Annotated in this window: 10 protein-coding genes; 5 read left to right on the top strand and 5 right to left on the bottom strand. The window is 73.5% G+C overall.

The annotated features are described in order from the left end of the window. Window positions 1-3: 3 nt before the first annotated feature. The 4 genes from ACLQ2R_RS33235 to ACLQ2R_RS33220 all read right to left on the bottom strand — a co-directional run bounded on the left by ACLQ2R_RS33235 (window position 4) and on the right by ACLQ2R_RS33220 (window position 10375). Entirely contained in the window at window positions 4-3894 is a 3891-nt protein-coding gene (locus tag ACLQ2R_RS33235; protein ID WP_425965357.1) for an SDR family NAD(P)-dependent oxidoreductase, read from the bottom strand. Continuing rightward, complete coding sequence (locus ACLQ2R_RS33230; RefSeq protein WP_425965355.1) at window positions 3891-8618, bottom strand: SDR family NAD(P)-dependent oxidoreductase; 4728 nt, start codon at window positions 8616-8618, stop codon at window positions 3891-3893. The genes ACLQ2R_RS33235 and ACLQ2R_RS33230 overlap by 4 nt, the downstream gene beginning before the upstream one ends. 145 nt (window positions 8619-8763) lie before the next feature. Then, on the bottom strand, window positions 8764-9549 hold the full coding sequence (locus tag ACLQ2R_RS33225; protein WP_425965353.1) for an ABC transporter permease: 786 nt from the start codon (window positions 9547-9549) through the stop codon (window positions 8764-8766). Further along, window positions 9539-10375 (bottom strand): ABC transporter ATP-binding protein, encoded by an 837-nt coding sequence (locus tag ACLQ2R_RS33220; protein ID WP_425965351.1) that lies wholly within the window; start codon window positions 10373-10375, stop codon window positions 9539-9541. Before ACLQ2R_RS33220 ends, ACLQ2R_RS33225 begins: the two co-directional genes overlap by 11 nt. Window positions 10376-10545: 170 nt before the next feature. Between ACLQ2R_RS33220 and ACLQ2R_RS33215 the strand changes: the two genes are divergently transcribed. From ACLQ2R_RS33215 to ACLQ2R_RS33195, 5 genes are all read left to right on the top strand, one after another. Continuing rightward, a complete protein-coding gene (locus tag ACLQ2R_RS33215; RefSeq protein WP_425965350.1) occupies window positions 10546-11223 on the top strand; it encodes a phosphotransferase in 678 nt (225 codons plus the stop codon). A 19-nt stretch (window positions 11224-11242) separates the two neighbouring features. Further along, window positions 11243-11665, top strand: coding sequence for a DUF1707 SHOCT-like domain-containing protein (locus tag ACLQ2R_RS33210; RefSeq protein WP_425965349.1), 423 nt, complete (start codon window positions 11243-11245; stop codon window positions 11663-11665). A 164-nt stretch (window positions 11666-11829) separates the two neighbouring features. Continuing rightward, a complete protein-coding gene (locus ACLQ2R_RS33205) occupies window positions 11830-13194 on the top strand; it encodes an acyltransferase family protein (protein WP_425965347.1) in 1365 nt (454 codons plus the stop codon). Between the two features lie 478 nt (window positions 13195-13672). Continuing rightward, a complete protein-coding gene (gene mug / locus ACLQ2R_RS33200) occupies window positions 13673-14218 on the top strand; it encodes a G/U mismatch-specific DNA glycosylase (RefSeq protein WP_425965379.1) in 546 nt (181 codons plus the stop codon). A 46-nt stretch (window positions 14219-14264) separates the two neighbouring features. Next, complete coding sequence (locus ACLQ2R_RS33195; RefSeq protein WP_425965345.1) at window positions 14265-14693, top strand: SRPBCC family protein; 429 nt, start codon at window positions 14265-14267, stop codon at window positions 14691-14693. On the opposite strand, the gene ACLQ2R_RS33190 is transcribed toward ACLQ2R_RS33195, so the two are convergent. Further along, entirely contained in the window at window positions 14671-15270 is a 600-nt protein-coding gene (locus ACLQ2R_RS33190) for a DUF1707 SHOCT-like domain-containing protein (RefSeq protein ID WP_425965343.1), read from the bottom strand. The genes ACLQ2R_RS33195 and ACLQ2R_RS33190 overlap by 23 nt on opposite strands. Between the last annotated feature and the right edge of the window lie 2 nt (window positions 15271-15272).

The following is a 15272-nucleotide window of genomic DNA, read 5'->3' as shown; positions in this document are numbered from 1 at the left end:
GGTTCACCCCTCCTCGTCGTCGCGCACGTCGAGGAGCTCGGCGAGCTGGCGCACCGTCGGGCACTCCAGCAGGCCGGTCACCGGGATCGACGCGTTCAGCGACTTTCTGATCCGGGTGGTGAGCTCGATGGCGAGCAGCGAGTGGCCGCCGAGCTCGAAGAAGTTGTCCAGGGCGCCGATCGGCTCGATGCCCAGAACCCGCGACCAGATCGAGGCCAGGGTGGCCTCGGTGCCCTCGCGCGGCTCCACGTAGGCGTTGTTCAGCTCGGGACGGGGGTGCCGCTCCCGGTCGTCGTCGTCGTCGCCGGTCTCGTGGATGTCGCCGGTGACCCACTGCGCGATCCGGGCGTCCAGCGAGCCCGTCGAGATGACGAGGTGACCGGCGCGGTCGGCGGCCGACAGCGCCCGCTCCAGGACGTCCACGCCCTCGGCAGGGGTCATCGCGAAGTCGACGACGGCGCCGCTGTGACCGGCGACCCGGTCGGGGTCGATGTTCCAGGTGTCCCAGTCCACCGTGACCCACCGCCCGGCGCCCCGGGTGCGCGCGACGCGGACGTAGGCGTCCAGGGCGGCGTTGGCGGCCGCGTACGGACCCAGCGTCATGCCGCCGAGCACGGCCGCGATGGACGACAGCGTGACGCGCCGGTCCGGGCAGTGGTCCCCGAGGACCTTCTGCAGGACGTGGAAGCCGCCGACCTTGGCGGCCAGGTGGGCGTCGCACTGCTGGCGGTCCATCAGGTGGGCGAAGTTGAAGTACGCGCCGTCCTGCACGCCCGCGCCGTGCACCACCGCGTCGATGCCGCCGAACCGGGCGACCGCCTCCGCCACGACGGCGGCCATCGCCTCCTCGTCGGCCACGTCGGCCGACAGGGCGAGCACGGTGGCGCCACGGCCCTCCAGGTCGCGGATGTTGCGGATGTGCCGGGCGGTCCGCTCGCCGCCGGGCGGCACGTCCGCCAGGTGGGCGTCCCACTCCTGCCGGGGCGGGAGGGGGGAGCGGCCGGTCAGCACCAGGCGGCAGCCGTAGGTGTCGGCCAGGTGGCGCGCCAGGACCAGACCGACGTCGCCGAGCCCGCCGGTGATGAGGACCGTGTCGCCGTCGCGGAACGGCCGCTGCTCGGGGGTGAGGTCGGCGATCGGGTAGGGCTCGTAGTGGCGCAGCCACGTCTCGCCCGCGCGGACGGCCGTCGGGCCCTCGTGCGCGCAGACCGACGCGGCCAGCACCGCCTCCGCCAGCGCCTCCAGGCCGGCGCCGCCGGCGCCTTCGGGTGCGGCGGTGTCGAGGTCGACGTGGCGGCAGCGCAGCCGCGGGTTCTCCTGCTGGAAGCTGGGGGCGAGCGCCGCCAGCGTGGAGTGCTCGGGGTGGCGCAGCTCGGCCCCGGCGACGTTCACCGCCTGGGAGGTGAGCAGGACCAGTTCGGCCCGGGGCGCCGAGCCGGTGTTGTCGACCAGCTCGCGGGCCAGCTCCAGCGCCGAGTAGAAGCCGCGGTTCTGCTCCGCGGCGAAGTGCGCCAGCGGGTCGCCGCCCGGCTCGGCCTCGGCGGAGGCGAGGCTGAGACCGTGCACGATCGCGCGGGGGCTCACCACCAGCGAGTAGAGCAGCTCGGCGATGTCGCCCGCCTTGCCCGAGCGGATCGTGAAGGAGCCGTCGTCGTGCTGCGCGAACCGGTCGCCGTCGCGTACCGGCGTCACCTCGGCGCCGGCCCGCTCCAGGCGCGCGACCAGTGCCTCGCCGCGCTCGTCGGCGGTGAGCACCAGCCAGGGGCCGGCCTCGCGCAGCCGCTCGTCGAGGTCGGCGACGGGCAGCGGGTGCTGCTTCCAGGACGGCAGGTGCGTCCACTGCGACCGGTCGAAGTTCTTGCCCTCGACGGCCTGCGGGCGCGCGGTGTCGGCGGGGGGATCGACCCAGAACCTGCGCCGCTGGAACGGGTAGGTCGGCAGTTCCACGCGGTGCCCGGCGCCGCCGTGCAGCTTCGCCCAGTCCAGGACGCTGCCCGCCAGCCAGAGCCGCGCCAGCGTCGACAGCAGCCACGTGGCGGCGTCGGCGCCCTCCTCGGGGGCGATCGCCACCTCCTCGGCCTGCGTGTCGTCGTCGCCCACCAGGTGGACGCCGAGCCCGGTCAGGCCGTCGGACAGCGCGGCCAGCGCCTCCTTGCGGCCTGCCGTGCCCGGTGCCGCCCCGGCCGGTGCCGCGCCGGGGCGCAGCACCGCGTTGACGGCCGCGTGCAGCTCCGCCCACCAGGAGTCCGGCACCGTGCCGGTCCCGCCGGCGGTCCCACCGGCGTCCGAGGACGCGACGTCCGCCGGTACGGCCAGCCGCAGCCGCGGGTTGCGCCGCTGGGTCTTGCCGCCGATCCAGCGCGACGGGTCGGCCAGCGCGGCCACCGCGTCGTCGCGGTCGGTACAGACGACCGCGCGGCGCAGCGCGAAGGCACCCCGCGACACCTGAAGGGTGAACGCCACGTCCGCCAGGTCGGCGGAGCGCTCCTCGCCCAGGTGACGGCGCAGCCGCCCGGTCAGGTCGGTCAGGGCCTGCTCGTCGGCCGCGGAGAACACCAGCAGGTGCGGGCCGGGCCGGGCGGGCCGCGCCGGCCGGACCGGCGCCTGCTCCATCACCACGTGCGCGTTGGTTCCGCCGAGCCCGAAGGAGCTCACCCCGGCCCGCCGGGGGTGCGGGCCCGCCGTCCACGGCCGGTGCTCGTTCAGCACGGTGAACCGGTCGCGCGCCGTCGCCAGCGCCGGGTTGGGCGTCTCGTAGCCGGGCGTGCCCGGCAGCAGCTCGTGCTTGAGGACGAGCGCGGCGCGCATCAGCCCGGTGACGCCGGAGGCGCGGTCGAGGTGGCCGAGACTCGGCTTGACCGACCCCAGCACGCACGGCGTCTCCGTGGCCTGCGTGAACACCCGGCTCATGGCCGCCAGCTCGATCGAGTCGCCCAGCATGGTGCCGGTCGCGTGGCACTCGACGTAGCCGACGGTCTCGGGCTTGACCCCGGCCACGCCCAGCGCCGACTCGATCACCTCGGCCTGGCCGTCCACGCCCGGCGCCGTGTAGCCGGCGCGCAGGCGGCCGTCGTTGTTGGACGCCGAGCCCAGGATGACCGCGTGGATGACGTCCCCGTCGGCGATCGCGTCGGACATGCGCTTGAGCGCCACCACCCCGGCGCCGCTGCCCATCACCGTGCCGCCGGCCTCGGCGTCGAAGCTGCGCACCCGGCCGTCGGGCGACATGATGCCGCCCTGCTCGTACAGGTAGCCCGACCCCTGGGGGAGCGGGGTGAAGGCGCCGCCGGCCACGGCCATGTCGCACTCGTAGGTCAGCAGGCTCTGGCAGGCCAGGTGGACCGAGACCAGCGAGGTCGAGCAGAACGTCTGCACCGACACCGAGGGCCCGCGCAGCCCCAGCTTGTAGGAGACCAGCGAGGCCAGGGAGTCGCGCTCGTTGCCGATGGCCATCAGCATGGCGCCCCCCGGCTGGGAGGTGAGGTGCTGGATGTTCTGCACGATGTAGTCGGGGAAGCCGCAGCCGCCGAACACGGCGACCTGTCCCGGCACGTCCGTGGGGCAGTAGCCGGCGCTCTCCAGCGCCTCCCACGAGCACTCCAGGAACAGCCGGTGCTGCGGGTCCATCATCTCGGCCTCGCGCGGGTTGATGCCGAACACGCCGGCGTCGAACCTGTCGATGCCCTCCAGCGGGCCGCTGACGCGGACGTAGCGGGGGTCGGCCAGAGTGCCGGGGTTCACCCCGGCCTCGCGCAGCTCGTCCTCGGTCATCGTGCGCAGGCCCTTGACGCCCGCCAGCAGGTTGTCCCACAGCTCGGCGACACCGGTGGCGCCCGGGAAGCGCCCGGACATGCCGATCAGCGCGACCGCGGACTCGTAGTCGGTTCCGGTCATGACGTCCTTCCGCTCCTGAGCATGTTGCGCCGCTGCGCGATCCTGGACCGCTGCTGCTCCTTGGCCTCGGCGGGCTGCCCGCCGGACTCCTGGTCGGCCGTGGCGGCCTCGGCCAGCGAGGCGATCGTCGGGGCCTGGTAGAGGATGTGCGGCGGCAGGTAGGACAGCTCCAGCGCCTTCCTGACCTCGGCGATGATCTCCATGCCGAGCAGCGAGTTGCCGCCGAGTTCGAAGAAGTTGTCGTGCACGCCGACCTGTTCCAGGCCGAGCGCCTCGGTCCACACCCCGGCGATGGTCTCCTCGGTGGGCGACTGCGGCTCGACGTAGGCGGTCGACAGGTCGGGCCTGGGATGCCGGCCGAACGCGTCGCGGATCTTCTTCACCACCGCCTGGTGGCTCTCGATGGACGAGCGGCGGCTCATCGCCACCATCGGCGCGAAGTCCTGGGTGGAGGCCACCACGTGCGGCTCGCCGCTGGCCAGCACCCGCAGCAGCGTCTCCCAGCCCTGGTCGAAGGTGAGGCCGAAGTTCTCCCGGTACCACTCGAAGTACTGCCGGGAGCCCTCGTCGTAGTTGTCGAGCCCGTCGGTCCAGCCGTTCCACGTCCACTCGCACCAGTCGATCGAGGTGACGGTCACGCCGGGCAGCGGGTCGCTGAGCGCGAACGAGTCGAGGAAGGCGTTGGCCGCGCAGTAGTCGACCTGTCCCGCGCCGCCGCCCGTCGCCGACGTCGTGGAGGAGAACAGGGCCAGGAAGTCGACGGGCACCTCGCGCAGCACCTCGGCCAGCGCCAGCGTGCCGGCCACCTTCGGCGCCAGCACGCGGTCCATGTCGGCGACGGTCTTGAACTGCATCAGGCCCACCGCCGGCACGCCCGCGCAGTGCAGCACGCCGTTGAGCTCGCCGAAGGTCTCGACCGCGGCGTCCACGGCGCGGCGCACGTCCTCGACGCTGGAGACGTCCCCGGCGACGGTGATCACGCCGGAGCCGGCCGCCTCCAGGCGGCGCAGTCCCTCCAGGCGCCGCAGGACCTCGCCGGCGGCGTTCCCGCCGGCCAGGATCGACGCCCACTCCTCGCGGGGCGGGACCGGCGTGCGGCCGAGCAGGACCAGCCGCGCCCGGTACCGTTCGGCCAGCCTCTCGGCCATCGCCAGCCCGATGCCGCCGAGACCGCCGGTCACCAGGTAGACGCCGCCCTCGCGGACCTGCGCCGCGGGCGGGGCCTGCTCGATGACGCCCGCGTCGAGCGTCTCGTAGTCGGGGATCCAGCGCCGGCCGCCGCGCAGCGCGACGACCTGGTCGGCGGGCTCGGCGCGCAGCTCGGCCAGCAGCGCCCCGGCCCCCGCTCCCGTCCCGGTCCCGGGACCGAGGTCGATCAGCCGGGTACGCGTCCTGGGGTACTCGACGGGGATGAGCCGGGTGGGGCCCACCAGGGTGCCGGCGGCGGCGTTCACACGGTCGCCCGGGTGCACGCGGTGGGCGCCGCCGGTGACGATGTCGAGGGTCCAGCCGTGCAGTCCCAGGTCGCCGCAGGCGCGGGCGAACGCGACCAGCGTGTGCAGGCCGCGCCGCAGGGACTCGTCCATGGGCTCGTCGCCCGCGGCGTTCCACAGGTGCACGATCCGCTCGGGCACCCAGTCGCGGCCGGTCAGCTCGCGCAGCACCGCGCCGGCGTCCTCGGGCGATCCCGGCCGTACCCGCATGCCGTCGGCGTCGCTGGAGAACGCCTCACCCGGCCGTACCAGCACCGCCTGGCGGCCGGTGGCCTCCAGGTGCGCCAGCAGCGGCGCGGCGAGCTCGTCGGCGAGGCCGGTGTCGGTGTAGACCAGCCAGCGGTCCGCCTCCTGCGGCAGCGGCGCCCGCGGGGTGGTCTCGCGCCAGAGCGGCGCGTGGATCCAGCGGGTGTCGGGCAGCCGGGGGTAGGCCTTGGCGATGCTCTTGGGATCGCTCTCGTCGAACGCGGGAGTGCCGCCGCCGCCCAGCGCGGACTCGTCGATCTCCAGCCAGTACTCCTGGTGCTCGAACGGGTAGGAGGGCAGCGGGACGCGGCCGGGCCTCCAGCCGTCGCCGTCGTCGTGCAGCGCGTCCCAGTCCACCGGCACGCCGGTCAGCCAGAGCTTGGCCACGGCCGTCGCCAGCGCGGCGCCCGCGTCCTGCGTGTCCCCGGCGGCGGGCAGCGTCGTCACGATGAGCGGCCAGCGCCCGCGCTCGCAGGCCTGGTGGCCGCGGGTCAGGGCGCCCAGCGACTGGCCGGGGCCGATCTCGGCGAGGGCCAGCTCGGGGATGCCGAGCACGTGGTCGAGGCCGGCGCCGAACTCGACGGTCTCGCACATGTGCCGCGCCCAGTACCCGGGGTCGGTGACGAGCTCGGCGGTGGCGAGCGCGCCGGTCACGTTGCTCAGGTACGGCAGGGACGGCGGGTTCAGGGTGACGTTGTCGGTGATCCACGCGGTCAGCTCGCCCGCGACGGGCGCGAGCATCCGCGAGTGGAAGGCGTGCGTGGTCTCCAGCCGCCGGTGGCCGATCCTGGCCTCCAGCAGCCGGGCCGCCGCCGCCTCGACGGCGGCCTCCGGCCCGGCGAGCACCACCTGGGCGCCCGCGCGGACGGCCACGTCCAGGTCGCGGGTGCCCTCCTCGCCGAGCACCGCGGTCAGGCGCCGCTCGTTGGCCGAGACGGCGAGCATCGCGCCCTCGGGCTGGGAGGTGATGAGCTTGGCCCGGTAGGCGACCAGCCGCAGCGCGTCGGGCAGCGACAGCACGCCCGCCAGGCAGGCCGCGACGTACTCGCCCAGGCTGTAGCCGATCATGACCTCGGGGCGCAGGCCCCACCGCATGAGGCGGCGCGCCAGCGCGTACTCGGCGACGAAGACGGCGGGCTGCACCAGGTGGGCCTCGGTCGCGGAGAGCGGGGCACCCCCGCCGCCGGCCCGGCCCAGCAGCCTGGCCAGGTCGCCCGCGTCGCCGGCGCCGTTCGAGGCGCTGTCGGCGGCGGGCGTGAACACGTCGGAGAGCTGCCCGGGCTCGGTGAGCCCGAGAACGGTCAGGCACTCGTCGACGTCCGCCCGGAAGCCCGGGTCCTCGGCGTAGAGCGCGGCCACCATGCCCGGGTACTGCTCGCCGACCCCGGCGAGCAGGAAGCCGACCTGGCGTCCCACGGTGGCGTCGTTGCGGCCCAGCGGTCCCGCCGGGTCGGCGAGCAGGGCGGCGGCCCGGCCGGTCGCGTCGGCCACGACGACCTTGCGGTGGTTGAACACCTTGCGCCCGGCCTGCAGCGTGTAGGCCACGTCCCCCAGGTCCTCGGAGGTGCCCTCCAGGTGCTCGGCGAGCCGCGCGCAGGAGCGCTCGGCGGCCGCCGCCGAGCGCGCCGACACGGGCAGGATCTGCCAGCGTCGCGAGCGGGCCGGGCGCTCGGCGGGCAGCGGGGCCTCGGTGACGATCGCGTGCGCGTTCGTGCCGCCCATGCCCAGGGAGCTGATGCCCGCGATGCGGGGCCGGTCACCGGTACGCGGCCACGGCGTCGGCTCGGCGGTGACGCGGAACGGGCTCGTCTCGAAGTCGATCTCCGGGTTGGGGGAGCGGTAGTGCAGCGTGCCCGGGATCAGCTCGTGGCGCAGCGACTGCACCACCTTGATCAGCCCGGTGACGCCGGAGGCCCGGTCGAGGTGACCGACGTTCGGCTTGATCGAGCCGAGCAGGCAGTACTGCTTGCGCTCGGTCGCCCCGAAGGCGCGGGTCAGCGCGGCCACCTCCATCGGGTCGCCGACCTCGGTGGCGGTGCCGTGCGCCTCGACGTAGGAGACGTCGGCGGGATCGACGCCCGCGCGGGCGAGGGCCGACGACACGCAGCGGCGCTGCCCGTCGATGCTGGGCGCCAGGTAGCTGAACTTCATCGCGCCGTCGTTGTTGATCGCCGAGGCGCGGATGACGGCGAACACGGTGTCGCGGTCGGCGACCGCGTCCGACAGGCGCTTGAGCGTGACCACGGCGGCGCCGTCGCCGAACATGCTGCCCCGGCCCTCGGCGTCGAAGGTGCGCACGTGCCCGTCGGGCGACTCCTGGCCGCCCTCCTCCCACAGGTAGCCGATCCGGTCGGGGATGCGCACCGACACGCCGCCGGCCAGGGCCATGTCGCACTCGCCCCGGCGCAGGCTCTCGCTCGCCAGGTGCACCGCGACCAGCGACGTGGAGCAGAACGTCTGCACCGACAGGCTGGGCCCGTTCAGGTCGAGCCGGAAGGAGACGTTGGTGGCCAGCGAGTCCTTGTCGTTGCCGATCATCAGGGCGGAGGTGTCGATGCCCATCTGGAACGCCATGAGCCGGGTCAGCAGGTAGCCGCTGATGTTCATCCCGGCGAACACGCCCACGCTGCCCCGGCCCTGGGGGGCCGCGTAGCCGGCGGTCTCCAGGGCCTCCCACACGCACTCCAGGAAGATGCGCTGCTGCGGGTCGGCGAGCGTGGCCTCGCGCGGGTTGTAGCCGAAGAACCCGGCGTCGAACCCGCGGATGTCCTCCAGGATCGGCCGCGACCTGACGTAGTTCGGCTTCTGGAACGTGTCCGGGTCGACGCCCGCGGCGATCAGCTCCTCGTCGGAGAAGCGCGTGAACGACTCGACGCCGGTACTGATGTTGCGCCAGAACGTCCCGATGTCGGTCGCGCCGGGGAATCGACCGGCCATGCCGATGATCGCGATGTCGGTGTCGCCCGGTGGATGTCCGTGTTCCATCAACCTGCCTCAATTCACTGGAGTTGGCTTGCGGTGCTCACCGCGGCGCGCACGAGGCGCTCGGGACGTCAGCGTCGGTGCTCACATCGGGTGTTCACGTCGGTGCTCACGTCGGGTGCTCACGTCAGGGGGTCACGTCAGGGGTTCACATCAGCCCGCCGCGGCCCCAGCCGCGTGCGAGCCTGCGGGCGGCGAACGTGCCCGCCAGGAGGCCGATCACCAGCAGTACGGCCGCCGGGCGCAACGTGCCCGCCAGGTTCCCGGAGACCGCGGACTGCATCAGGTTCAGGGCCCAGTAACCGGGTGACGCGGGCGCGACCGCCTGCGCCCACGCGGGCATGAGGCTCAGCGGCACCAGCGCCCCGCCCAGCGAGCTGAGCGTGAGCGCGCCCACGTCGGTGATGACGCTGAGCTCGCCGTGGCTGCGCACGAGCGTGGCGAGCGCCGCCCCGATCGCCAGCAGCGCGAACGCCCAGATCAGGATCGCCCCGAACACCAGGAACGGGTTGGGCGGGACGGGCAGCCCGATGGCCAGGCAGCCGTACACGAGCAGGATCGACTGCTGGGTGACCATCACCCCGAACAGCGGGAGGGTCTTGCCGACGAGCAGCTCGGCCGCCGGGGCGCGGCTCACCCGCAGCCGGTCCCAGGTGCGCCAGGTGCGTTCGGACAGGATCGCGTTCCCCGCCAGGGAGATCGCGAAGACGGAGAACATGACCATCAGGCCGGTGGCCACCTGGGTGGCGCCGGCGTCCAGCGCCCTGACGTACAGGGGCCGCAGCACCAGCATGAGCACCATCGGCATGGCCACGTAGCTGATCATCTGGCCGGGGTCGCGCAGCCGGAGGATCAGGTTGTGCCGGGCCAGCGCGCCGATCCGGTTCACGGTGCCGAGTACGTCGATGCCGGGCCGCGGGGCGTCAAGGAGCATCGTGGACCGCCAGGGATCGGTAGAGGTCGTCCAGGGACGGGTTGCGCACGTCCACCGAGCTGATCGGGCGCTTGGTGCTGTGCAGGAGGTCGATGAGCGTCGCCGCCGGGTCCGGGGTGGAGATCTTGATCTCCTCCTCGCCCTCCAGCGTGACCCGCACCTCGCCCGGCAGGTCCCTGGCCAGTTCCTCGTAGGAGCCCCGGGCGATGACCCGGCCGCCGCGCGCCACCGCGATCGTGGCCTGCAACTCGGTGAGCTCGGGCAGGTAGTGGGTGGTGTAGACGACGGCGGCGCCCTCGCCGGCGCGCTGCTTGACGACGTCGAGCATCGCCTGCCGGGTCTCCAGGTCCGCGCCCGCGGTGGGCTCGTCGAGGAGCAGCAGTCCCGGCCGGTGCACGAGCGCGGTGGCGGCCTGGGCGCGGCGCTGCTGGCCGCCCGAGAGCTTGCCGGCCCGCCTGTGCATGAGCTCGGTGAGCCGCAGCACGACCGCCAGGTCCTCGATCTCCGAGCGCAGCGCCGCCCCGCGCAGCCCCGAGAGCCTGCCGTACAGTTCCAGATGCTCGCGTACGGTCGCCGACGGGTACAGGGCGATGTGCTGGGGGGCCACGCCGATCCGGCCGCGTACGGCGGCCGGCGGCTTGCCGTCGATGGTCACCTTGCCGCCGTCCGGGCGGACCAGGTTCGACACGATCTCGACGAAGGTCGTCTTGCCCGCGCCGTTGTGCCCCAGGAGGCCGACGATCTCTCCGGCCGCCACGCTCAGAGTGAATCCGTCGAGTGCCTGGATGTCGCCATAACGTTTGACGAGATCGGTTGCTACCAGCAACGTGTCACCTCCCCATAATTAATGGAATAAACAGGTGAGCGGGGAATGAATCCATGTTCGACTCACGTTAGCGATAAATACCGCCTCTCTCGCTGGCAGGTAGTTACCGTAAGAAACGGTCACCGCATCGGCGTATTGACGGGCCGGTTTTACCGCCTAACCTGACAGGCATGCAGGTTGGATCGTTGATCGTCGCCGGCTACGACTGTGAGATCTTCGAGGCGGGGCCCGGCAGGGTCGTCCGCCGTTCGCGTGACGGCCGCAGCCTCGAACGCGAGGCCGCGGTGATGCGGCACGTGCGGCGGCACGGCTTCCCCGCCCCGGAGATCTTCGACGCGGACGGGCCCGACATCCTCATGGAGCACGTGGACGGGCCGAGCCTCATCGAGGAGGCGGTCCGCGCCCCCAGCCGGGCGGCCGAGTACGGCGTGCTCCTGGCCGGCCTGCTGCGGAAGCTGTCGGCCGTGCGGTCGCCCGGCTGGCTGCAGGCCGCCGTCGGCCGTCCGGGGAACCGGCTGCTCCACCTGGACCTGCATCCGGGCAACGTGCTCCTCACCGCCGACGGCCCGAGGGTCATCGACTGGGCCAACGCCGCCCGGGGCACGCCCGCCGTGGACGTCGCGTGCACCTGGCTCATCCTGGCCACCGCCACCATCGTGGACCCGCCGCTGGCGGCAGAGCGGGCCGACCTGCTCGCCGCCTTCCTCGACGGCGTCGACCCGGCGGCGGCCCGTCCCCACCTGGGCGCGGCGGCGGAGCGGCGGCGCGCGGAACGCGACCTCCCGGCCGGGGAACTCGCCGAGATCGACCGTTTCCTGGCCCGCGAGGCCGCGGAGACGGCCCTGTAGCCCCCACAGGAGGTAAGAGATGGCCGAGCACGGCGACGTACGGGCGTCGGACGACGACCGGGAGACCGCCACCCGGCGGCTGCGGCTGGCCGTCGAGGAGGGCTGTCTCGACATGCCGGAGTTCGACGACCGGGTGGGCCGGGCGCTGTCCGCCACCACCCGCGGCGAACTGGCCGTGCTGCTCGCCGACCTGCCCGCCGAACGACGGCAGAGCCCGCCACCGGTCCGCCGGGACGTGTCCCGGTGGCTGAGGATCCTGTGGATCGTGTGGGGGGCGATCCTGGCGGTCAACGTCGTGGCCTGGGGCGTGGCCAGCGTGGTGGAGGCGTGCCCGCTGGAGTTCTGGCCCAAGGACATGCTCGGCCCCGCCGCGGTGCTGGCCGTGGTCACGGCGGTCCACACGGCCCGCAGACGCTCGCTCCCGCCGGAGGGCCGGCCATGACCTTACCCCCGACCGGGCCCGCGACCGGTCCTGCTACCGGGCCCGCGACTGGTCCTGTTACCGGGTCTGAGGGCGGGACCGCGGCAGGGCCCGCGACCGATTCTCCGGCCGGAGGAACCGGGGCCGTTCCTCCGGCCGGGGCCGCTACCGGGCGCCGGGGGGAGATGGACCTTCTGCGCGTCGTGGTGGTGGCCGGCCTGGTGCTCTTCCACACGGCGCTGGTGTTCGACGCCCGCGACGACTTCTACGTCAAGAACGCCGAGACCACCGGCCTCACCATGGTCATCAGCGTGCTGGGCGTGCTGTGGGCGATGCCGCTGCTGTTCTACCTCGCCGGCCTGGCCGCGCGCCACTCGCTGGGCCGCCGCGGCCCGGCCGGCTACGCCGCAGAGCGCCTGCGCAGGATCGCCGTGCCGCTGGTGTTCGCCACGGTGGCCATCGTCCCGGTGCCGCAGTGGCTGCGCCTGCGTGCCGACCCCACCCACCGGGAGTCGTACCTGGAGTTCCTGCCCAGGTTCTTCCGGATCGAGTTCGACCCCGCCCAGTTCCCGTTCGTCCTGCAGGGGGAGTACTTCGAGACGGGGCACCTGTGGTTCCTCGTCCTGTTGCTGACGTTCTCGCTGCTTCTGGCGCTCGCGGTGCGGTGGCTGCCGTCGCCGTCACCGGGACTCGGCGCGCGGATCGCCGGGCTCACCCGCGTGCGCGGCGCGGTGCTGCTGCCCGCCCTGCCGCTGGCCCTGATCAGCATGCTCCTCGGGCTGGAGGAGGAGTACGCCGGGTGGAGCCGGTGGGCGTACCTGCTCTTCTTCTGCTACGGGTTCGCTTTCGCCGCCGACGAGCGCTTCCGCCGGGCGGTGCGCCGCGACCTGCGCGTGGTCGCCGCGTGCGGGCTGGCGCTGTTCGCGGCCGGGGTGCCGGTGCTCCTGTCCGCCGGGGACGACGCCTTCACGACCTCGGCGCCGCTCGCCGTCCTCGGGCGTGCACTGTACGGCGCCGCCGGATGGTGCTGGATGCTGACGATCGTCGGCCTCCTGGACCGGGTCCCCTCCGGTGCCCGCGCCCCGGACGCTCACCCCGGCGCCGACCCGGCCGCCCGCGCTTCGGACGCTCATCCCGGTGCCGAACCGGAAGCCCGTTCCACCGAGGCCCGTCCCTCCGGCGTTCGCCCCGATGCCGATGCCGATGCCGATGCCGGTTCAGGTGTCCGTCCGGACGTTCCTCCGGCACCCCGTTCCCCGCGCGGGGGCGGCCTGCGCGGCTACCTGGCCGAGGCCGTACTGCCCCTGTACGTGCTGCACCAGCCCATCGTGGTCGCGGTCGCCTACCAGGTGGTGCGCTGGCAGGCGCCGATCGCGGTCAAGTACGTCGTCATCGCGACCTGCTCGTCCCTCCTGATGGTCCTGGCCTACGACCTCCTGGTGCGACGGGCCGGGCTCACCCGCTTCCTGTTCGGGATGCGGTCCCGGGAGCCCGGCACGGCGCATCGCACGCCGCCCGCGGGAACACTCCCCTCACGGGGCACGGAATGATTCACCGCCGTCACCGGCGGGCCGTGCGCTCCGTGGTGGAAATGAAATGACCGGCATCGCCATTGACGACCGATGACGAGCGTCAATTCCGGCCCGCAGTCATTAATGGCGGTGAATGGACGAATGCGACGTACCGCCTCCGTCGTTCGCCCGTCCTTTTCCGTGACGCCCGTGCCCGGGAGGCGAAGGGACGTGAGGACATAAGCCCGGGAAGAGGGGGTAGCTCCGGCGCGTGCCGCCTCACGAGATTTCCGACTCCTCTCACGAGACCTCCGGCTCCTCCCGCGGGAGTTCCGGCCCGCCCACCGGGACCCCGCTTCACGGGAGCTCGTCTCATCAGAGCCCGTCTCACGACGGTCCGTCTCGCGAGAGCCCGTCTCACGACGGTCCGTCTCGTGAGAGCCGGCCTCGTGAGAGTCCCGGCCCGCGAGCCCGGCGGCCGAGCCGTGCCGAGCTGGAGACCGCCGCCGACCGGACGATCGACGACGTGCTCGGCCCCCGGCTGGACGTGCTCTTCTGCGGCATCAACCCCGGCCTGTACTCCGCCGCCACCGGCCACCACTTCGCCCGTCCGGGCAACCGCTTCTGGCCCGCGCTGCATCGCTCCGGCTTCACGCCCCGCCTGCTCTCCCCGGCCGAACAGGACCTGCTCCCCTCGTACGGGCTGGGCATCACCAACGTGGTGCGGCGTGCCACGGCGCAGGCGGCGGAGCTGTCCGCCGAGGAGTTCCGCGAGGGCGGCGAGAGGCTGGCGGCGCTGGTCGCCGAGGTCGGGCCGCGGGTGCTGGCGGTGGCGGGCGTGACCGCCTACCGGCAGGCGTTCGGCGTGCCCAAGGCGGTGATCGGGCCGCAGCCGTCCCGGATCGGGGGCGCCGCGGTCTGGGTCCTGCCCAACCCGAGCGGCCTGAACGCGCACTGGACGCTGGACGGCATCGCGGGGGAGATGCGGCGCATCCGCGACGTCCTCTCCGGCGGACCGTGGCCCGGCCATTGCCCCGGCGCCCAACCGGAGGCACTCTGGTGACGGATGATCAAGACGTGAGTGATCGGAAGGGGCGAGGATGCCACAGGTGACGGTCAGTACGGTGATCGGCGCGTCCGCCGACGAGGCGTGGGCGCTGCTGAGGGACTTCGGGCGCATGGACGCCTGGTTCGAGGGCATGCCCCCGGCCGTCATCGAGGACGGTCTCGATCCGGCCCAGGTCGGCTGCGTACGCAGGATCGAGGTCGACGGCCAGGTGATGGCCCGCGAGCGGCTCGTCGCCCTGGACGACGCCGCCCGCAGGCAGGTGTACGCGATCGTGGAGTCCGTCTTCGGCCTGAGCGGCTACACCGGGACGATCACCGTCACCCCCGTCACCGACGGAGACCGGGCCTTCGTCGAGTGGACGGGGGTCTTCGAGGCCGACGCCGCCGACGCGGAGGCGACCGCCGCGATGATCCGCGACTCCATCTACCTGCCCGGTCTGGAGTCGCTCAGAAAGCTCCTGGAGGACTGAGACGGGCACGCCGGTGTTCCCGGTGCCCCCGCCTCCGGCGGACGAGGCCCACCACGGTCGCCACCAGCGCGATCGCCAGGAGGACCTTCAGCACCCCGAACCCGGTGAACACGACCCCGGCCACCAGCAGCAGGATCAGCGGCGGCGGGATCGGGGGCCCGCCCCGCCCCTTGCGGCGGCGGTACTCGGCGGCCGCGCGGTGATGCTTCCAGGCGTCGCCGTGGTGGCCGCCCCAGGGGTGCCGGCCCTCCCGTCGCCGGGAGCCGTGCCCGCCCGGCCCCCGGCCGTGTCCCCACGGTCCGGCGGCCCACGCCCACGGCCCCTCGGGATCCCATGGAGCCCCGGCCCCGCCGGTGCGCCCGGCGTCCTCCGCGCTCCCGATTCCGGAGGTGTGCGGGCCGGGTAGATCGGCGCCCACCAGGGCCAGATCACCGCTCGTCCGCGCGGACAGGGCCACTTCGAGCCGCTCGTCGAGCTCCTCGCGGGTCAGGCGGCCCTGGGCGTAGTTCTCGCGCAGGAACTCCATCGCCGCCTCACGCTCGGCGTCTCCGATGCGCAGTCCTTCTCGGGGCGTCATGG

It is taken from the genome of Streptosporangium sp. DT93, assembly GCF_049844535.1.
GTDB lineage: Bacteria > Actinomycetota > Actinomycetes > Streptosporangiales > Streptosporangiaceae > Streptosporangium.
Note: the sequence above shows the minus strand (reverse complement) of the source record. Positions and strands in the feature narration are given on the sequence as shown.